Annotated in this window: 15 protein-coding genes; 4 read left to right on the forward strand and 11 right to left on the reverse strand. The window is 67.0% G+C overall.

All coding sequences use genetic code 11. The annotated features are described in order from the left end of the window. Positions 1–97: 97 nt before the first annotated feature. Positions 98–1,081, forward strand: a complete 984-nt coding sequence (locus tag AC5P68_RS05020) for a hypothetical protein (protein ID WP_164208663.1) — start codon at positions 98–100, stop codon at positions 1,079–1,081. Positions 1,082–1,091: 10 nt separating this feature from the next. Here AC5P68_RS05020 and AC5P68_RS05025 read toward each other — a convergent pair whose 3' ends face one another. The 3 genes from AC5P68_RS05025 to AC5P68_RS05035 form a co-directional block, all read right to left on the reverse strand. Continuing rightward, positions 1,092–1,412: a hypothetical protein gene (locus AC5P68_RS05025; protein ID WP_164208665.1), complete on the reverse strand. Its 321-nt coding sequence runs from the start codon at positions 1,410–1,412 to the stop codon at positions 1,092–1,094. Between the two features lie 190 nt (positions 1,413–1,602). Continuing rightward, on the reverse strand, positions 1,603–4,065 hold the full coding sequence (locus AC5P68_RS05030) for a S9 family peptidase (protein WP_231522426.1): 2,463 nt from the start codon (positions 4,063–4,065) through the stop codon (positions 1,603–1,605). Positions 4,066–4,232: 167 nt separating this feature from the next. Further along, the gene (locus tag AC5P68_RS05035) at positions 4,233–4,562 is read right to left on the reverse strand and encodes a hypothetical protein (RefSeq protein ID WP_005413891.1); all 330 of its coding nucleotides are present in this window, start codon (positions 4,560–4,562) and stop codon (positions 4,233–4,235) included. A 239-nt stretch (positions 4,563–4,801) separates the two neighbouring features. Here AC5P68_RS05035 and AC5P68_RS05040 point away from each other — a divergent pair, with 239 nt between their 5' ends. Next, the gene (locus tag AC5P68_RS05040) at positions 4,802–5,578 is read left to right on the forward strand and encodes a HipA family kinase (RefSeq protein ID WP_049452060.1); all 777 of its coding nucleotides are present in this window, start codon (positions 4,802–4,804) and stop codon (positions 5,576–5,578) included. Next, positions 5,556–5,957 carry a DUF3037 domain-containing protein gene (locus AC5P68_RS05045; protein WP_049403103.1) on the forward strand — a complete coding sequence of 134 codons (402 nt, stop codon included), beginning with the start codon at positions 5,556–5,558 and terminating at the stop codon, positions 5,955–5,957. The genes AC5P68_RS05040 and AC5P68_RS05045 overlap by 23 nt, the downstream gene beginning before the upstream one ends. A 123-nt stretch (positions 5,958–6,080) precedes the next feature. On the opposite strand, the gene AC5P68_RS05050 is transcribed toward AC5P68_RS05045, so the two are convergent. From AC5P68_RS05050 to ligA, 8 genes are all read right to left on the reverse strand, one after another. Further along, positions 6,081–6,563: an REP-associated tyrosine transposase gene (locus AC5P68_RS05050; RefSeq protein WP_049453822.1), complete on the reverse strand. Its 483-nt coding sequence runs from the start codon at positions 6,561–6,563 to the stop codon at positions 6,081–6,083. 130 nt (positions 6,564–6,693) lie between these two features. After that, complete coding sequence (locus AC5P68_RS05055; RefSeq protein ID WP_495216837.1) at positions 6,694–9,222, reverse strand: membrane-bound PQQ-dependent dehydrogenase, glucose/quinate/shikimate family; 2,529 nt, start codon at positions 9,220–9,222, stop codon at positions 6,694–6,696. Between the two features lie 131 nt (positions 9,223–9,353). Then, a complete protein-coding gene (gene gyrA / locus AC5P68_RS05060) occupies positions 9,354–12,068 on the reverse strand; it encodes a DNA gyrase subunit A (protein ID WP_231522427.1) in 2,715 nt (904 codons plus the stop codon). 218 nt (positions 12,069–12,286) lie between these two features. Then, on the reverse strand, positions 12,287–13,351 hold the full coding sequence (mtnA, locus tag AC5P68_RS05065; RefSeq protein ID WP_005413901.1) for an S-methyl-5-thioribose-1-phosphate isomerase: 1,065 nt from the start codon (positions 13,349–13,351) through the stop codon (positions 12,287–12,289). Between the two features lie 47 nt (positions 13,352–13,398). Continuing rightward, positions 13,399–14,127, reverse strand: coding sequence for a DUF3011 domain-containing protein (locus AC5P68_RS05070; RefSeq protein WP_005413902.1), 729 nt, complete (start codon positions 14,125–14,127; stop codon positions 13,399–13,401). A 138-nt stretch (positions 14,128–14,265) separates the two neighbouring features. Beyond that, on the reverse strand, positions 14,266–15,222 hold the full coding sequence (gene epmA / locus AC5P68_RS05075; RefSeq protein WP_005410221.1) for an EF-P lysine aminoacylase EpmA: 957 nt from the start codon (positions 15,220–15,222) through the stop codon (positions 14,266–14,268). Further along, entirely contained in the window at positions 15,219–15,704 is a 486-nt protein-coding gene (locus AC5P68_RS05080) for a GNAT family N-acetyltransferase (protein ID WP_231522428.1), read from the reverse strand. Before AC5P68_RS05080 ends, epmA begins: the two co-directional genes overlap by 4 nt. A 49-nt stretch (positions 15,705–15,753) precedes the next feature. Then, the gene (gene ligA / locus AC5P68_RS05085; protein WP_231522434.1) at positions 15,754–18,225 is read right to left on the reverse strand and encodes an NAD-dependent DNA ligase LigA; all 2,472 of its coding nucleotides are present in this window, start codon (positions 18,223–18,225) and stop codon (positions 15,754–15,756) included. A gap of 276 nt (positions 18,226–18,501) precedes the next feature. Between ligA and AC5P68_RS05090 the strand changes: the two genes are divergently transcribed. Beyond that, entirely contained in the window at positions 18,502–19,626 is a 1,125-nt protein-coding gene (locus AC5P68_RS05090) for a pyridoxal phosphate-dependent aminotransferase (RefSeq protein WP_288419785.1), read from the forward strand. Positions 19,627–19,639: the final 13 nt, after the last annotated feature.

The raw sequence follows: 19,639 nt of genomic DNA on the forward strand, positions 1-19,639 counted from the left end.
TCACTCCGCCCGGCCCACTGCAGCAGGCGGATGCGGGCGCACCGGCGCTGTGCCAGACTCGCTTCGGCACCTGCCATGGAAGATGGAGCACCGCACGATGATGATCGTTCCCGCGTACTGGGCCGAAGCCCGCCTGCAGGCCCGTTTCCGTGGCCGGCCGGTGGTCGTTCGCCGCTTCGGCTGGTCCGACGAAGGCCCTGCCGAGGCGCAGATGCACGCCGATCGCCGCGCCAACGAAGCCCTCAATGCCATCCTCGCCGGGCAGGCGCTGCCGCGACGCGAAGTGCGCAGCAACTACGGCGTGGAGGGCGTGCCGATCCGCGAGCAGATCGTGCAGCGCGACGGCGACGTCATCATCACCCGCAACAGCTACGGTGCGCTGTGCCTGAACACCCCGGACGTGCTGTTCGCCGACATCGATCATGCGCAGCCACCTGCCGGTTGCGTGATGCCTGCAATCATCGCTGCAGTGCTGCTGTTCGCTGGCGCCATCATCGGCACTCTGCTCTGGCACTGGCTGGTGGGACTGGTGCTGGGGGTGGCAGCGGTGCTGCTGGTCAACACGGCGATGCTGATGCAGCGCAAGCGGCGCCTGGCCGCGGCCGGTGGCGCCGAAGGCATGGCCCTGCAGCGGGTCGCGGCCTTCAGCGAACAGCATCCGGACTGGCATCTGCGTGCGTACCGCACGCCGGCTGGATTGCGCGTGCTGGCCATGCATGCCACGTTCCTGCCCGAAGACGAGCAGCTGCAGGCGTTCTTCAGAACGCTGGGCGCCGACACCCTGTACGCGCGCATGTGCCGGCTGCAGCACTGCTTCCGTGCGCGCCTGACACCAAAGCCGTGGCGCGTTGGCCTGAGGTACCGCATCCGTCCGCCGGTGGCCGCGTGGTCAGCCGAGCAGGCCAACAACCCGGATCGCCTGGCCTGGATTGCCGAGTACGAAAAGAAGAGTGCCGGCTTCGCCGCGTGCGCCTACCTGCGCAGTTTCGGTGATACCACGCGCATCCATGCCAAGGCCGAGCACGTGCGCGAACTGCACGACCGGTTGGCGCATGCGCAGGACCGCCTGCCGTTGGCGTGAGCTCGGGTGCTCAATCAGCGCTCTGCACGAACGGCTGCCCTGCCAGGGTAGTGCCCAGCCGCAGCGCAATCTGCTGTTCACCCTTCTCGAAGGTCGTCGCGCACTGCTTCCCGCCCTTCTGGCACCCCACTTCCGGAAAGCCCTCCAGCGATTCCGGCGCGCCCTGCGCCGGCTTCACCTGCCATCCCGCAGCATCCAGCAGGCGCTTGGCCTTGGCGTAGGGCATGCCGGCGATGATCCCCAGCTGCGCCAGCTCGGTGGGCAGCGACTGGGCATGGGCGTTTGAAACCAGGACCAACGACAACGTTGCAGCAAGAACGATGGCTTTCATTGCACCGACCCGGGACGAACTCACAGGGTCAGCCTAGCCCAACTGCGTGGCATGCGAATGTGCCGGTAACACGTCGTTACCGAGTCTCCACAGTTGATTGCAGAGCACGTGCGGCTGGTTACAGCCGAGCGTGGGCTCGGCGCTACAGCAGGATGCAGGAAGGCCACCCGGAGGTGGCCTTCCTGTTCCACTACTTGGCGTTCTTCACGTAGGTGTCGAACCAGTTCAGCATTTCCGATACCAGCTGCTCGTTCGACTCCAGCGCGGTGTACCAGTGCGGCTCGTTCGGCAGCATCACCAGGCGGGTGGTACCGCCGTTGCCGCGGATCGCCTGGTACAGCTTGCGCGACTGGAACGGCTCGGTGCCCGGGTTGGCGTCGTCCTCGCCGTGGACCAGCAGCAGCGGCAGCTTGATCTTGTCGGCATAGAAGAAAGGCGAGGCCTTCAGGTACACGTCCTGCGCCTGCCAGACCGAGCGGCGTTCGTTCTGGAAGCCGAACGGGGTGAAGGTCTTGTTGTACGAACCACTGGTCGCCACGCCGGCCTTGAACAGCTTGGTGTGCGCGATCAGGTTGGCGGTCATCAGGCCACCGTGGCTGTGGCCGGTCACGCCGATGCGGTTGCGGTCGACCACGCCCATGTCCACGGCCTTGTCCACCGCCGCCTTGGCATCGGCTTCCAGCTGCTCCAGATAAGTGTCGTACGCGTTCTTCGGGTCGCCGACGATCGGGAACGAGGCGTTGTCGATGATCGCGTAGCCGGCCAGCAGCATCAGGCGGTACGGCTGCAGACGGGTGAAGGTCTGCTGCGAACCGGACACCTGGCCGGCCTGCGCGGCATTGGCGAAGTCGGCCGGGTACGCATACAGGATCGCCGGCACGCGCTGGCCTTCCTTGTAGCCCGGCGGCGTGTACAGGGTGAACGACAGGTCCACGCCATCGGCACGCTTGTAGGTCACCAGCTGCTTCTTGATCTGGCGCACCTCCGGGGTCGGGTCGACCAGCTTGGTCAGCGCTGTCGCGGTGGACGCGAACTGCGCCTCGCCGGTCTTCGCGTCGGCCACTGCCTCACCCTGCTGGCGGATGAAGGCGTTCGGGGGATCGATCACCGACTGGTGCCAGGTCAGGTAGCGCCCCGGCGTGCTGCTGAAACCGAGGAACTGTTCGTAGGCGTCGGCACTGCTGCGGAACAGGCGCTCGCTCTTCAGGGTGCCCAGGTCCAGGCGGTCCAGGAACGGACGGTCGCCCTGCGGCGACGCGCCACGGCCGCTGAGGAACACATGGTTGCCCTCACGGCGCACCACCTGCGCGCCATTCGGCAAGCGGGTAAAGACCAGGTTGCCGGGGTTGGCGTACAGCTCATCGCTGGACATGTCCCACAGCAGGCGGCCTTCCTTCTTCGGCTGGTCCACATCGACGATGCGGGTCTGCATCCAGTGGCGGTTCTCGTCGTTCTCGTACTGGAACGCCACGGCCGGATCGGCGGTCCACGCGAAGCCCTCAAATCGCTGCGCGGTACGGGTGATTTCGGTCGGCTTGCCGTTGAACGGGGCCTTCAGCATCAGCACGCGGTCGCGGTGCGGCACGTTGACCTTCCAGTCGCCCTTGTCCAGTGCCTCGGCATAGACCAGGGTGGCCGGATCGGTGGCACGCCAGTCGAAGCCACGCGGGCCTTCCGGCACGCCATGCACCGGCACGCGGTCGGCCAACGGCAGGCTGGCAATCGGCGTGGATTTGCCGCTGGCGATGTCCAGCACGGCCACGTCGTTGGCGAAGCGCTGATAGGTCACCGCATGCGAGTACGGCGCCTTGATCGATTCGGTCAGCACGTGCACGCCATCGGGTGCGGCGCTGACGTCGTTGAACAGCGCCGGCTGCCCGACCAGACGCACGCTGTTGGCGGCGGTATCGACCACGGCCAGCTGCGAGGCACCGTAATAAGCGAACAGCTTCTCGTCATGCACGCTGGTCAGCGTGTCGCGGGCTTCGTAGGTGCTGCTCTCGCCACTGCTGCCCAGCGACTCCTGTGCATCCGGGCCAGTCGGTACGCCGCCGTTGGACGGTGCCGGGCCCTGGTTGGCCGGCACCAGCTTCACCAGCAGGTTCTGGCTGCCGCCCAGCCACTGCACGGTGTTGCCGAAGATCGGGTTCAGCTGCACATTCGGCACCTGCTTCACCTGCCCGGTAGCCGCATCGCCCACCCACAGCTGCACGCTGGTATCGACCGCATTCTGGAAGGCGAAATGGCTGCCATCGGCCGACCACAGCGCGCCGGTGGCGCAGCCCTGCGGCAGGTTGACCTTGGTCTCCTTGCCGCTGCCGATGTCGACCAGGGTGAAATCGGCCACGCAGGCCGGAATGCCGTAGCCACCTGGCGTGTCATGGCGGCTGCGGTTCTTCGGCTCCAAGCGCACGCCGGCCAGCTTCAGATAGGGCTGGGCGACGCGGCTGATTGACGGGTAGGTCTGCGCGGTGGTCAGCAGCAGGCGCTGCCCGCCCGGGGCCACGTTCGGCGTCGGCGGCGGCGGCGCCTTCAGCACCTTGAGCAGGTGTTCCGGCGGCTTCGCGTAATCAGCGAAAGCCGGTCCAGCGGCCAGCAGGCCGACGGTGGCAACGGCAACAGCCGCCGCCAGAGAGGTTCGACGGATGAGCATCCTTATCCCCTGGAGTGTGAATGGGCGCCCGGAATCGGGCATGGACCCGAATCTAGCACCGCAGGGGTTGTCGTGAATGGGCCGGAAGGGCTAGTGGCCGGATGGGGCAAAGTGCGGCTCCGGGAGGTGCCGGGGCACTGCCGGCACCTGCCAGGTATGGCCTGGCACTACTGCTGCGCGTGCAGGTCCCAGGTGGCCAGATAGTCGGGGTCGACCACGATCATGCCACTGGTGCGCATGCGGTACTCCCCGGGCTCGGCTGGCTGGTACTGGTCCAGCATCGGCGGCAAATAGCGCTCGTGGCCATCATTCTCGTCGGCCAGCACAACGCCCTCGTCGGCGCTGATGCGCAACACCGTGCCGGCGTACTGCTCCAGCCCCTTCACCTGGCCGTCGCCGCCATAGCGGGTGACCCCGACCAGGACGACCTTGCCGATCATTTCTTCCGCCTTGGCATCGTCCAAGGTCGGCAGAATGGGAGTGAATTCGTCGCTCATCGGTGCACCTCCGTAGCCTGCAGGACATCGTGGATGAGGTTTCCGCTTCGCAGTGCGCGTCGCTGGCAGCCGAGCAGGTGCCCGGCCTGGAGCCTCTGCATCGAGAGTGCCAGTACGCTCATGAACCCAAGGGTTCCTGTAGCAGGATGCTGCCATCGCAGGCGGAAGGGACAGGTGAAGGCCGAAATCGGTCCTCGCCGATCAGAGGGTTGCGCCTGCACCCACGCTAGAATGCGCGCATGCGCACCGTACATGCCCTTCGCTACATCACCCCCTTGCGGGAAGGTGGCTCCCTGCCGGCCGTGGTCGAGACCGACGACGACGGCATGGCCGTGCTGAAGTTCCGTGGCGCCGGCCAGGGCCCGAAGGCGCTGATCGCCGAGCTGATCGCCGGCGAGATGGCGCGCTCGCTGGGCCTGCCGATTCCAGAGATCCTGTTCGTCGAGCTGGACCGCGAGTTCGCCCGCACCGAACCGGACCCGGAGATCCAGGAGCTGATCCGCGCCAGCGAGGGCCTGAACCTGGGCCTGGACTACCTGCCCGGCGCAATCAACTACGACCCGGCAGCAATGCCGGTGGATGCCGACCTGGCCTCGCGCATCGTCTGGTTCGATGCGTTCACCAGCAATGTCGATCGCACCACGCGCAATCCCAACCTGATGGTGTGGCATCGAAAGCCGTACCTGATCGATCACGGTGCGGCCATGTACTTCCATCACGACTGGGCCAACGCCGGCGATGCGTGCGAAAAGCCGTTCGTGCTGATCCGCGACCATGTGCTGCTGTCGTTCGCCAGTCGCATCGCCGAGGTGGATGCCGAGCTGGCCGCGCGCCTGACCGATGCCGAGATCGAGCGCATCGTCGGCCTGGTGCCGGACAGCTGGCTGGTCAACGAGCCGGCGTTCGACAGCCCCCAAGCCTACCGCCAGGGTTACATCGATTATCTCAAGCACCGCCTGAAAGTGCGTGCTGTGTTCGTGCAGGAGGCCATCCGTGCCCACGCTGCACACGTATGACTACGCGATCATCCGCGTGGTACCGCGGGTGGAACGCGAGGAGTTCATCAACGTCGGGGTGATCGTCTCCTGCCCTGGCGCGCGCCATCTGGAAGCGGCCATCGAGATCGATCCTGCGCGCCTGCAGGCCTTCGCGCCGGCGCTGGACCAGGAGGCGCTGCAACCATGGCTGGATGCGATCGTGGCCATCTGCCGCGGCGACGCCAGCGCCGGGCCGATCGCGCAACTGCCCGCGCGTGCCCGCTTCCACTTCCTTACCGCCAAGCGCAGCTCGATCGTGCAGATGTCGAGCACGCATGTGGGCCGCACGGCGGACCCTGCGGGTGTGGTGGAACACTTGATGACGAAGATGGTGCGGGTACCGGCACCTAGCGCGTAGCGGCGACTGGTAGAGTCGACTGTTAGTCGATTAACGCACGCAGTGCGGGCTCTTCGGCGGCATTGAGAAAGGCAGTCGACTAACAGTCGACTCTACCGGGTCGACTCTACCCGGTCGGTTCCATCACCATGCGCGTTCGCCTGCCAACTCAAGCTCGCTCAACGGCCAGCGGCACCATCCATACGGATGGTCACCGATCTGCGCGGCAAGACCGGCTCGAACGGGATTTGCCAGAATGTAGCAAGCGTGCCTGTGCAGCGACGCGTCACTGCGGATCGCATGATCGTGATAACCCGCCTGCCAGATTGCACCCTGGCTCCCTCGCCGCCGGTTGATTGGAAAGCTGCTGCGCGCCTTGAAGCGCTGCACGCAGTAGCCCAGCGAATGGCCACGTAGTTGAGCCAGCCAGTGGATGTGATCCGGCATGATCACCCAGGCAAACGATGCAGTCAGGCCTTCCCGATCCATCGATCCGAGGAGCTGCATGGCAAGGTCGGCATTGGCAGGGCTATCGAAAACGCGATGGCGGTTCCGGCACACCATGGTGATGGTGTAGACGTTGCCGACTATGGATCGGCGGCCGGCAAGCAGTTGAGGGCTGGGCATGAGTTCGAGAATGCCCGCCAGGATGGATGCTCGACATCGGTTCACTGCCAACGCCAGGATCAGGGACCATCTCGATGCAGCGTCCGGGGATGTGGAGTCGGCTCTACCCGGCCGGTTTTACCCCGTCGGCCTACCTGGGCAACGCAAACGCCATCACGTAATCGCCGTTCGGGGTTTCCATGAAATGGTGGCCGCCAGCCATGATCACCACGTACTGGCGCCCGCCCTGCTCGTACACCATCGGGTTGGCCTGGCCGCCGGCAGGCAGCTTGGCGTGCCACAGTTCCTTGCCGGTCTTCAGATCGATGGCACGCAGCAGGTCATCGGTGGCGGCGGCGATGAAGATCAGGCCGCTGGCGGTCACTACCGAACCGCCGTTGTTCGGCGTGCCGATCTCGATCGGCAGGCCGGAACGGATGCCGAACGGTCCGTTGCCGCGCGCACTGCCAAACGGACGCTCCCACAGCAGTTTGCCGGTGCGCAAGTCGATGGCACGGATACCGCCATAGGGCGGCTGCTTGCACAGCAGGCCGGTGAACGGCAGCCGCCAGCCGGCGTTGACCTGGATGGCGTAGGGCGTACCCACCTGCGGGTCGCCCGCGCCTTCGGCACCGCCCTTGTCGAACCGGACCTTCTCGCGCGGCAGCCAGCCCAGCCGGTCGGCCTCCGCGCGAGGCACCAGCCGGTTGTAGTTGGGCATGTCGTTGTAGTTGGCCACGATCACGCCGCGGCGCGTATCGATGGATACGCTGCCCCAGTCCGAGCCGCCGTTGTAGCCGGGGTACTCGATGGAATGGCGCTCGCTGCTCGGCGGCGTGTAGAACCCTTCGTAGTACGCCTTGCGGAACTGGATGCGGCAGACCAGCTGGTCAATCGGGGTGATGCCCCACATGTCACGCTCGGTCAGGTCATGTTCGCGGCGCAGCGTGTGGTACAGCGAAAACAGCTGGGTGGGAGAACGCTGCTCGGGTTCGACGCCGCCGACCGGCACCTTGCGCTCTTCGGCGGCGGTCAGGAGCTGGCCGTTGCGGCGATCGAGGATGTACATGTCGCCCTGCTTGGTCGGCAGCAGGATCGCCGGCACCTTGCCCGCCGCCGTCGGGTAGTCGATCAGGCTGGCCTGCGACCCCAGGTCGTAGTCCCACACATCCTTGCGCACTGCCTGGAAATGCCAGACCGGCTTGCCGGTGGCCACGTCGATCGCCACCAGCGAGGTCGCGTAGCGGTTCTGGTTCTCCGTGCGCGAGCCACTCCAGTAATCGCCCGCGGCATTGCCCAGCGGCAGGTAGACCAGGCCCAGCGCCTCATCACCGGTGGCCGTGGTCCACATGTTGGGCGTGCCCCGCGTGTAGGTCTGCTCGCGCGGAGGCAGACCGCTGCGCTCGGGCTGGTCCATGTCCCACGCCCAGCGCAGCTTGCCGGTGATGGCGTCGTACGCCTGGATCACGCCCGACGGCGCATCGCGGCGCTGCCCATCCAGCACCTGGTGGCCGGTCACGATCACGCCGCGCACGATGGCCGGCGGCGAGTTGATCGACACGTAACCGGGTGGCACCTCGCCCATGCCCAGGGTGATGTCGACCTGTCCGTTGTTGCCGAAGTTGGCGCAGGGATGGCCGCTGTCCGCGTCCACCGCGATGATGCGACCGTCCAGCGTGCCTTCAATGATGCGCGCCCAGCACGCCGGACGACTGCCCGGTGCAGCGCTGCGGGTGACGCTGGGCGGCGGCTCCGGCAGGGCCAGATCGGCAGCGACATCGGCCAATGCCGCGTCGGCAAGGGTCGGCGTGCTGGGCTGCTCGTAATAGCTCACACCACGACAGGCAGCGGTATAGGGAATCGAAGCATCCTTCACCTTTGGATCGAACCGCCACAGTTCCTTGCCGCTGGCAGCATCAAGCGCGATCAGGCGGTTGCGTGCGGTGCACAGGTACAGGCGGTCGCCGATCTTCAGCGGCGTGGTTTCGGCACCCCAGCGCTTCTTCGGCATATCCCCGGTACGGAACTGCCAGGCCGGTTGCAACGTGGCCACATTGGCCGGGGTGATCTGCTGCAGCGGCGAATAGCGGGTGCCCGCATTGCTGCGGCCCCACGCCGGCCAGTCGCCCTCGGCGGGCTGGTCAGCCGGCTGCAGGCCCGTGGTATCCCGCGTAGGTTCCAGTCCGGCGCTGACTGCGCCATCCGGGAACGGCAGGTGCCCGTCCACTTCCCCATGCGGGGCAAAGGCCAGGCCGAAGGCGGCCACGAACACAAGCATCAGCACGCCCGCCACGCTGCGCGACAGGCGTTTTGAAACCGGCTCGCGCAGCGTCGGCGCCAGCAGCGCCAGCACGATGCCGAGCGCGGTCACCAGCCCGAGCCGCGGTACCCAGCGCCAGTAGTCGCTGCCCGATTCCCACCAGGTCCACAGCAGCGTGCCGATGAACACCAGCGCATACAGCAGCGCGCCGCTGCGGCGGTTGCCGAACAACAGGATTCCGCTGGCCAGCAGGCCGAGCCCGGCGATGGCGTAGTACGCCGAGCCGCCAAGGCTGAGCAGCCACGCACCGAGGCCACCGATGACCAGGCCGAGCACGACCAGCAGCAGCGACAGCACGGTGACGAGGGGATGCCGGGAGGCGCGGACGGGAGCAGGAGCGGACTGCGGCGTGGCGGACATCGTCGATCTCCGGGGGCAGCATGCGCCGTTATCCCACCGCCTGCGTGAAGCGCGCGCGTATGCGTGGCATCCGGATACGACGACGCCGGCACAGGGCCGGCGTCGTCGGGTACCTCAGGCTCGCGGCAGGATCACTCCTGCGCGGCGTCCTCGCTGCTGGCAGCAGCCGGTGCGCCGTCGGCCGTGGCCGGGGCGGCGGCAGCCACCTCGTCCTCGTCCTCGTCGATCGAGGCATCCATGCGCTCCACCGCCTGCAGCTTCTCGTCCTTGGAGAGGCGGATCAGGGTCACGCCCTGGGTGTTGCGGCCGACGCGGCTGATTTCCGAGCCACGCGTACGCACCAGGGTGCCACCATCGGAGATCAGCAGGACTTCGTCGCTGGAGCCCATCAGCACCGCGGCGACCAGCTTGCCATTGCGCTCGGTGGTCTGGATGCCGATCACGCCTTGGGTGCCACGGCCCTTGCGCGGATAGTCCGGCAGCGGGGTGCGCTTGCCATAGCCGTTCTCGGTCGCGGTCAGGATGTACTGAACGCTGGCGTCGTCGGCGCCTTCGATCACCGCATCGCCATTGGCGGCGGCTTCCTCGACACCGCTGTCGTCCTCGTTCTCGTCCTCGATGCCACCGGCACTTTCGGCCACGATCAGGCTGACCACCTCCTCGCCGGCCGGCATCTTGATGCCCCGCACGCCGGTGGCGGTACGGCCCATTGAGCGGACCTTGTCCTCGCCGAAGCGCACGGTCTTGCCGTTGGAGGCGAACAGCAGGATGTCGCGCTGGCCGTCGGTCAGGCCGACGCCGACCAGCGCGTCGCCCTCATCGAGGTTGATCGCGATCTTGCCGCGCGCCAGACGGAAGGCGAACTCACCCAGCGGGGTCTTCTTGACCGTACCGTTCTTGGTGGCGAAGAACACGAACTGGCCATCGGCGTAATCGCGCACCGGCAGTACGGCCTGCACGCGTTCACCCGGTTCCAGCGGGATCCAGTTGATGATCGGACGGCCGCGGGCGTTGGAGCCCGCTTCCGGCAGCTGGTAGACCGGCAGCCAGAACACCTTGCCCGAACTGGTGAAGGTCAGCAGCGTGTCATGCGTGTTGACCAGCCACAGCTGTTCGATGAAATCCTCTTCCTTGGTCGCGGCCGCACTACGGCCACGACCACCACGGCGCTGCGCGCGGTACACGCTCACCGGCTGGCGCTTCACGTAACCGGCATGCGACACGGTGACCACCACGTCTTCCGGCGCGATCAGGTCGAGGATGTCCAGGTCTTCTTCGCTGTGGCGGATCTCGGTACGACGCTCGTCGCCGAATTCGGCCTTCACACTGACCAGCTCTTCGCGGATCACCTGCAGCAGGCGGTCGGGATCTTCCAGGATGTGGATCAGCCCGGCGATCACTTCCAGCAGCTGCTTGTACTCATCGGTCAGGCGGTCCTGCTCCAGCCCGGTCAGGCGGTGCAGGCGCATTTCCAGGATCTGGGTGGCCTGGATCTCGGTCAGCTGGTAGCCGCCCTCGATCAGGCCCACGCCCTTGGGCAGGTCTTCCGGGCGCGAGGCTTCGGCGCCGGCGGCACCCAGCATCGCACCGACCAGGCCCGGCTCCCACACGCGGGCCAGCATGCGTTCGCGTGCTTCGTTCGGGTTCGGCGAGGTCTTGATCAGTTCGATCATCTCGTCGATGTTGGCCAGCGCGACGGTCAGGCCTTCCAGCACGTGGGCACGGGCGCGCGCCTTGCGCAGCTCGAACACGGTACGGCGGGTGACCACTTCGCGACGGTGGCGGACGAACGCCTCCAGCATCTGCTTGAGGTTCATCAACTGCGGGCGGCCATCGACCAGCGCCACCATGTTGATGCCGAACACCGATTCCATCTGCGTCTGCTGGTACAGGTTGTTCAGCACAACCTCGGCAGATTCACCGCGCTTGATCTCGATGTAGATGCGCATGCCGTCCTTGTCGGACTCATCGCGCAGCTCGCTGATGCCTTCGATCTTCTTTTCCTTGACCAGCTCGGCGATCTTCTCGATCAGACGCGCCTTGTTCACCTGGTAAGGAATTTCAGTGACGATGATCGATTCGCGGCCGTTGTCGGCCACTTCGATATCGGCCTTGGCACGGATGCGCACGCGGCCACGGCCGGTGCGGTAGCCGGCGACGATGCCGGCGGTGCCGTTGATGATGCCGGCGGTCGGGAAATCCGGGCCCGGGATGTACTCCATCAGGCCGTCGACGTCGATTTCCGGGTTGTCGATCAGCGCGATGCAGGCGTTGATCGATTCGCTCAGGTTGTGCGGCGGGATGTTGGTCGCCATGCCCACCGCGATACCGGCCGAACCGTTGACCAGCAGGTTCGGGAACCGGGTCGGCATGACCGTCGGCTCCAGTTCCTTTTCGTCGTAGTTGGGCTGGAAATCGACAGTTTCCTTGTCGATGTCCGCCATCAGCTCATGCGCCAGGCGCGACATGCGCGCTTCGGTGTATCGCATTGCCGCGGCGGAGTCGCCATCGATGGAGCCGAAGTTACCCTGGCCATCGACCAGCATGTAACGCAGCGAGAACGGCTGTGCCAGGCGCACCAGCGTGTCGTATACCGACTGATCGCCATGCGGGTGGTACTTACCGATGACGTCACCGACGATACGCGCCGACTTGAAGTAGGGCTTGTTGCTGTGCGCGTTGAGTTCATTCATCGCGAACAGCACGCGGCGATGCACCGGCTTGAGGCCGTCGCGCGCATCCGGGAGCGCGCGGCCCACGATCACGCTCATGGCGTAATCGAGGTAGCTCTTGCGCATCTCGTCTTCCAGGTTGACCTGGATGATTTCCTTGGCGGTTTCTGCCATTCGGGTTCCGTTGTCTGGTAGCGGTCCAGTCCGGCGCAGCCCCCTGCGGGAGGGGGTCGTGCCGGAACCTCGATTCAACCTGCGGATATTACCACAACAGGCCGTTTTCCGCCTCCCTTTACGGGTATTTTACCTGCACAAATCAGGAACTTAGGGGGTTGCCGGCCCGCGGCCGGCACCACCGGGGGCGGAGGTCACGCGGCCCCTCCCCCCGCGCGTCAGCCGCCGAAGGCGGCGCGCATGTTCTCCGGGGTCGGGTTCAGGATCACGCCGCGCTCGGTCACGATGGCGTCGATCAGCTCACCCGGGGTGACGTCGAACACCGGGTTCCAGGCAGCGATGCCCTCTGCCACCGTGCGGGTCCCGCCCACGCCGTACAGCTCGCCCGGATCGCGCTGCTCGATCTCGATCTGGCTGCCGTCCACGGTCTCCATGTCCACCGTCGAGGACGGCGCCACGACCATGAACTTCACGCCGTGATGGCGGGCGGCGATGGCCAGCTGATAGGTCCCGATCTTGTTGGCGGTATCGCCGTTGGCGCAGATGCGGTCGGCACCGACGATCACCCACTGCACAGCGCCGGTCTTCATCAGGTGCGAGGCGGCTGAATCGGCGATCAGCGTGGCGTCAATGCCATCCTGCTGCAGCTCCCACACGGTCAGGCGCGCGCCCTGCAGCCACGGACGGGTCTCGCCAGCGAACACGCGGGCAATGCGGTGCTGGGCCATGCCGGCGCGGATCACGCCCAGCGCGGTGCCGAAGCCGGCGGTGGCCAGCGAGCCGGTGTTGCAGTGGGTCAGCACGCCGCTGCCGGCTTCGATCAGGCCTGCGCCCAGCGCGCCCATGTGGCGATTGGCGGCCAGGTCTTCCTCGGCGATGGCCTGCGCTTCGGCCTCCAGCTTCGCCTTCCAGTCAGCACCGGCGGCATTCAGGCAACGGCGCATGCGCGCCAGCGCCCAGGCCAGATTGACGGCGGTCGGACGCGAAGCGTTCAGACGCTGCAGCGCCGGTTCCAGCTGCTGCAGCGCGTGCGCACCGTCTGCGGCCTGCACGTCACGTGCGGCCAGCACCACGCCCCAGGCGGCGGCGATGCCGATGGCCGGCGCACCGCGCACGGTCAACGCGTGGATGGCCGCAGCCACTTCGTCACTGTCATGGCAGACCACATGCTCGACCACGAACGGCAGCTTGCGCTGGTCCAGCAGTTGCAGGGCATCGCCGGTCCACAGGATCGGACGGATATGGTCGTAACGGGCGTAGTCGATGTCGGAGGCAGTGTTCATGGGCCCATTGTAGGGCCACGCCCCCCGGGGTTGGAGCCCGCCCGGGCTCAATTCACCGAGAACTCGGCGCGGCAGCCACCGTCCACCCAGATGCCGTTGCGGCTCCAGCCCCAGGTACTGCCTTCCTCGCACGGCGTGCTGGACAGCTGCTCGGAGACGGCGGCACCGACCGAGATGCTGGCGCCGCAGAAACGGCGCTTCTTCGACTTCGATTCACAGGTCAGCCGGCGTGGTACGTCAACGAATCGGCCGTCCTCGTCAGCCACTTCGAAATCCCCCTGGCAACCGCGGCTGGTCCAGACTTCATTGCGCTTGTAGCCCCAGCCCTGCCCTTCGCGGCATGGCAGCGCCGACAGCTGGCGCAGCAGGCGCACTGGCGCGCCATCCAGGCGCACCGGGCAGCTCTGCGGGCGACCATTGGATTCACAACGCACCACGCGACGGACCAGGCGCTTGCCCTCGCTGGCTACCGGCGCGGCACCCGCAGCGCGGCGTGCGCGGAACTCGGCGCGGCAGCCCAGCGTGACCCACACGCCACTGCGGTCGGTGCCCCATTCGCTGCCACGGATGCAGCTGCTGTTGGAAAGCTGGCGCACCAGGTCGACGCCGTTGCTGACATCGATATCGCAATGCACCCAGCCCATATCGCGTGATTCGCAGGTCACCACTTCACCGTCGTAGCCGGCCTGCTGGGCAGATGCCGATGACGGCAGCCAGGCACCCCAGAGCGCGATGGAGTAAACCGGTGCAGCGACAACCGCAAACCACTTGACCAAAGCCTTCCCCAGCAGGAATGGATGAACTGCGTGCCAGTGTCCGGCATCTGCCGTGATAAGAGCATCATCCTGCTTACCGAAGCAAGCGCGGAATCGCGGAATTCCGTTCAGTCTTTGACGTTCAGGAACGCACGTCCCTCATGCGTGGGCAAAGTCGTAGGCCAGCACGTCAGCGATCCGCGGCGTGCGGTTCATCGCCATCAGGAGGCGATCGACCCCCACCGCCACGCCCGCGCACGCCGGCATCGATGGCAGCGCGGCCAGCAGCGCCTCGTCCAGCGCCGGCTGCACCTGGCCACGTTCATGTCGTCGCTGCAGGTCACGCTGGAAGCGCGCGCGCTGCTCGTGGGCGTCGTTCAGTTCGTGATAGCCGTTGGCCAGCTCCACCGCGCCCAGGTACAACTCGAAACGCTCGGCCAGGGGTGGTGTACCGGCACGGATGCGCGCAAGCGCCGCCTGGCTGGCCGGCCAGTCATGGACCACGGTCATCACTGTGTCATCAAACTGCGGCTGGATGCGATGGGTCATCAACAGGTCCAGCCAGTCGTCGCGGGTCAAACCGACCGGATCGATGTGCACATCACCCATCGCGGCCCGCAACGCAGCCTCATCGGCCTTGAACGGGTCAACGCCCACATGCTGCTGGAACAGCTCGCGGTAGCTCAGCACGCGCAGGGTCGCACTGCGCCCGACCAGCGCCAGCGCCTGGCCGACCAGTTCGGCGGTCTCCTGCACCAGGCGATGATGATCCCAGCCAACCCGGTACCACTCCAGCATGGTGAATTCCGGGTTGTGGCGGCCGCCCGCCTCGCCATTGCGGAACACCCGGCCCAGTTCGTAACAGTCACCCACGCCCGCCGCCAACAGGCGCTTGAGCGGATACTCCGGCGAGGTGCGCAGCCAGCGGCGGCGTCCGCCGGCATCGACATGGCCGGTGAAATCGGTATGGAAGCTGTCGATGTTCGGCTCGGTGTTGCCGGCTACCGACAGGATCGGCGTTTCCACTTCCAGCACATCGCGTTCGGCGAAGAAGCGGCGGACCAGCGCATTGAGCGCGGCGCGCTGCTGCAGCGCGCGCAGCAGGGCCTCGCTCACAGGATGCCCTCCGGGCGCGGGTGGTCCAGCGGCAGGGTCAGCAGATCGCGGGTGTCATCGATGTAACCGCTCGCCAGATAGAGGCGACGGGCCAGCTCGTTGTGGTGGTTCACTTCCAGGCGCAGGCGGCTTACGCCGCGGCCCCGTGCCCGCTGTTCGCAGATGGCCAGCGCCTGCTTGCCGCGGCCGCGACCACGCGCACGATGGCTCAGGTACAGCTCGTCCAGCAGCATGAAGTGGCCGCCCTGCTCCAGGCTGAAGCCCATCGCGATCACTGCGTAGCCGACCACCTCGGCCGCCTCGTCCAGCCACAGCAGCACTTCGCCGTTGCGTGGGTCGGCCAGCAGCGCATCCACGCCGCGACGCACGTGCGCGTCGTCGAAGTCGATCCTGTCTTCGGCATAGAACTCGCGCATCAACGCGATCAACAGTTCTTCGTCGGCACGGGTGGCCAGGCGGAAATCCAGTGGGGCAGTCTGCATCGGTGTTCCTTTGTGCTTCATGCCGGGTGCCGGGCACCCGGCGGCGTCATCATTCGTGTTCGGCAAGATAGGCCAGCAGGCGGTCCTCATCCCACACCGGCACGCCCAGCGACTGTGCCTTGTCCAGCTTGGAGCCGGCCTCGGTACCGGCAACCACGAAGCTGGTCTTCTTCGACACACTGCCGGAGACCTTGGCACCCAGCGCTTCCAGGCGTTCCTTGGCGGCATCGCGGGTGAGCTGGGCCAGGGTGCCGGTCAGCACCACGGTCTGCCCATCCAGCGGACCCGCCACGATCTCGGCCAGCGCCGGCGCCTTGGCCAGGATCTCCCGCATCGCGTTCTCGGCGGCCAACAGCATCGCACCGTGGCCATCAGCGTCCAGCCATTCGGCCAGACCGCGCGCGGTGTCATCGGGCAGACCGGCGTTGACGAACTGGCCATGCTCGGCATCGAGCACCGCCTGTGCGCCGGGAAGCGCAGCCACCAGCTTTTCGGCGCGCAGGCGGGTGATCCCGGGGATCTCCGACTCGACCAGCAACTGCGCCAGATCCAGCCCGTCGCGCAGCTTGGCACTGGGCGCATGCACGTCGCTGATGCGCACCTGGCCGACCTGCAGCAGGTCATCGATGGCCTGCTGGTTGCCCTGCTGCTCGAAGAAGTGGCCAAGCGAACGCGCCACCTCGCCACCGATGTCCGGCACACGCTTGAACAACGGCCACGGCAGGTGGCGGATCAGCTCCAGGTCACCGAACCACTGCGCCAGCGCCTTGGCCGTGCTCTCGCCCACGTGCTCGATGCCAAGCGCGAACAGCACGCGCTCCAGCGTGGCCGCACGGCTGGCGTCGATCGCTGCGATCAGGTTGTCGGCCCACTTGGTGGCGATCTTCTTCGTGTTCCATTCGAAGCTGGCCGGCTGCGCCAGCGCCTGCGCGCGCCAGCCCGGATCGTTGCCGTCCAGCTTGAGCACCGCATTGAGCACCGCACCACTGCCCTCGGCGGGAAGGTGCAGCTTCAGCGCCGCTGCCAGCGCCGACGGCTCCTCGGCGTCCAGCACCAGCTTCAGGTGCAGCAGCGTATCGCGGCTGAGCCGGTACAGGTCGGCCACGCTCTTGACGATGCCCGCGTCGACCAGGGTTTCGATGTACTTGTCGCCGAGACCGTCGATGTCCATGGCGCGGCGCGAGGCGAAATGGGCAATGGCTTCCTTGCGCTGCGCCGGGCAGGACAGTTCGCCCGAACAACGCCACGCCGCCGCCCCCTCCTCACGCACGATCTCCGAGCCGCACACCGGGCAGCGCGTCGGCATCTGCCACGGCGTGGTGCCCTGCGGGCGGCGGTCGAGAATGACGCTGACCACCTCGGGAATCACGTCGCCAGCGCGGCGCACGATCACGCTGTCGCCGACGCGCACATCGAGGCGCGCGATCTGGTCGGCATTGTGCAACGTGGCGTTGGACACGATCACGCCGGCCACAGCCACCGGCGCCAGTCGCGCGACCGGCGTGGCAGCACCGGTGCGGCCGATCTGGATCTCGATCGCCTCCACCGTGGTGCTCTGTTCCTGCGCGGGGAACTTGTGCGCGATGGCCCATCGCGGCGCACGGGAGACGAAGCCCATCGCCTGCTGACCCGCACGGTCATCGAGCTTGTAGACCACCCCGTCGATGTCGAACGGCAGGCCGTCACGCTGTTCGCCGATCATGCGGTAATAACCGAGCAGGCCGTCGGTGCCCTCCACCACTTTGCACAGCTCACTGACCGGGAAGCCCCAGGCGCCGAGCTGGGCCAGGGTGCCCGAATGGGTGTCCGGCAGCTCGCCGCCCTGCACTTCGCCGGTGCCGTAGGCGAAGAAACTCAGCCTGCGCTGCGCACTGATCTTCGGGTCGAGCTGGCGCAGCGAACCGGCCGCCGCGTTGCGCGGATTGGCCAGCACCTTGCCGCCCTGCAGGCGCGCACGTTCGTTGTAGGCCTCGAAGTCGGCGCGGGCCATGTAGACCTCGCCGCGCACCTCCAGCACATCCGGCCAGTCCTTGCCGTGCAGGCGCTTGGGAATGTCACCGATTTCGCGCAGGTTGGCGGTCACGTCCTCGCCGGTACTGCCATCGCCACGGGTCGCGCCGAGCACGAAATGACCGTCCTCGTAGCGCAGGCTGATCGCCAGGCCGTCCATCTTCGGCTCGGCCGAGAACCGCAGGCTGCGACGCCCCAGGCGCTCATCGATGCGGCGCACGAAATCGGCCACTTCCTCGTCGCTGAAGGCATTGGACAGCGACAACATCGGTACCGCATGGCGCACTTCCGGGAAGCGGCCAGAGGGGCGCGCACCGACCTGCTGGGTCGGGCTGTCGGCACGGGCCAGTTCCGGGTGCTCGCGCTCCAGCGCTTCCAGCTCGCGCACCATCCGGTCGTAGTCGACGTCGGGGATCTCCGGCGCGTCCAGCTCGTGATAGGCGCGGTTGGCCTGGGCGATCTGCCGGCGAAGGTCTTCGGCGCGTTCGGCGGGGCTGGGGCTCATCGGGATCCGGTGGTTCTGGGATGGCCGGGGATTCTACCGCGCCCAGCCGTCAGGCCCTGTAACGCCTCCGCCTTTGCAGCGTCGAGCGTGCTCGACGGGCACTCCCCGCTCCGGCAGGTGCCAACCTTCTTCCTCGCTCCGGCAGGTGCCAACCTTCTCCCTCGTTCCGGCAGGTGCCAACCTTGGTTGGCACATCTGCATGGCGCGACGCCACAAAAAGCAGCTTGCCGCCCACCCTCGCCGGCGCTAGCGTGCGACGGTCTGCCCTTCGGAATCCTGCCCGTGACCCTGCCCGCTTCCCGTCGACGCTTCCTGCAACTGGCCGGAGCCGGCCTCGCCGTCGCCGGCAGCGGGCTGCCGCGGCCCGGCCATGCCCAACCCGCGACAGCCGTCGCCCCGGGCCCCGCCGAAGGTGCGGTGCTGCTGAATTTCAACGAATGCCCCTACGGCCCCTCGCCCGCAGCCCAGCAGGCGGCACGCGACAGCATCGCCGGTTGCGGCCGCTACCGTTTCGCACTGGCCGGTCAGGTGCGCGACGCCTTCATCGAACAGGCGCGCATTCCGGCCGATCACGTGCGGCTCTATCCGGGTTCCAGCGAACCGCTGAACCGTGCCGCCGTGCTGTGGACCGGCCCGCAGGCGGGACTGGTAGTCGCCGATCCGACCTTCGAGACGCTGGGCGAGGTCGCCGCCGCACACGGTGCGCACGTGCAGAAAGTGCCATTGCACGACGACGGCGCACATGACCTGCGCGCGATGGTGGCCGCCGCACACGCGCGCCCGACTGGCCTGCTGTATGTGTGCAACCCGAACAACCCGACCGGCTCGATCAGCCCGCCGGATGAACTCGCCTGGCTGCTGGCCCACAAGCCTGCGTCCACCCGCGTACTGGTCGACGAGGCCTACCTGCAGTACAGCGAGCAGCCGAGCCTGATCGCGCAGGTGGCGCAGCGCGATGACCTGATCGTGTTGCGCACGTTCTCCAAGCTTTATGGCATGGCCGGCCTGCGCCTGGGCGTGGCGGCCGCGCATCCCGACCGCCTGCGCGAACTGGCCAGCCTGGGCGACAACCCGCTACCCGTGCCAGCACTGGCCGCGGCACTGGCCAGCCTGCAGGATCCTCAGTTGATCGCGCAGCGGCGCCTGCAGAATGCCAAGGTGCGGCAGGCCACCATCGCGTGGCTGGGCAAGCGTGGTTTCAGCTGCGTGCCGTCGGAAGCGAACTGCTTCGTGGTGGATGTGCAGCGCGACGGTGCCGCCTTTGCCAAGGCGATGGCAGACAACGGCGTGATCATCGGCCGCAGCTGGCCGATCTGGCCGCAGCGCGTGCGCGTGACCGTCGGCACCGAGGACGAGATGGCCGCGTTCCGCGGGGCATTTGCCAAGGTCGCCGGCGTACCGGCCTAACCCTGTTGGTGGG

This window comes from Stenotrophomonas sp. YJH_SMC_58, from assembly GCF_059369635.1.

Excerpts from the sequence above, each read along its gene's own strand:
- AC5P68_RS05020 (WP_164208663.1), top strand. The coding sequence starts at position 98 with ATGATGATCGTTCCCGCGTACTGGGCCGAAGCCCGCCTGCAGGCCCGT.
- AC5P68_RS05025 (WP_164208665.1), bottom strand. The coding sequence starts at position 1,412 with ATGAAAGCCATCGTTCTTGCTGCAACGTTGTCGTTGGTCCTGGTTTCA.
- AC5P68_RS05030 (WP_231522426.1), bottom strand. The coding sequence starts at position 4,065 with ATGCTCATCCGTCGAACCTCTCTGGCGGCGGCTGTTGCCGTTGCCACC.
- AC5P68_RS05035 (WP_005413891.1), bottom strand. The coding sequence starts at position 4,562 with ATGAGCGACGAATTCACTCCCATTCTGCCGACCTTGGACGATGCCAAG.
- AC5P68_RS05040 (WP_049452060.1), top strand. The coding sequence starts at position 4,802 with ATGCGCACCGTACATGCCCTTCGCTACATCACCCCCTTGCGGGAAGGT.
- AC5P68_RS05050 (WP_049453822.1), bottom strand. The coding sequence starts at position 6,563 with ATGCCCAGCCCTCAACTGCTTGCCGGCCGCCGATCCATAGTCGGCAAC.
- AC5P68_RS05055 (WP_495216837.1), bottom strand. The coding sequence starts at position 9,222 with ATGTCCGCCACGCCGCAGTCCGCTCCTGCTCCCGTCCGCGCCTCCCGG.
- gyrA (WP_231522427.1), bottom strand. The coding sequence starts at position 12,068 with ATGGCAGAAACCGCCAAGGAAATCATCCAGGTCAACCTGGAAGACGAG.
- mtnA (WP_005413901.1), bottom strand. The coding sequence starts at position 13,351 with ATGAACACTGCCTCCGACATCGACTACGCCCGTTACGACCATATCCGT.
- AC5P68_RS05080 (WP_231522428.1), bottom strand. The coding sequence starts at position 15,704 with ATGCAGACTGCCCCACTGGATTTCCGCCTGGCCACCCGTGCCGACGAA.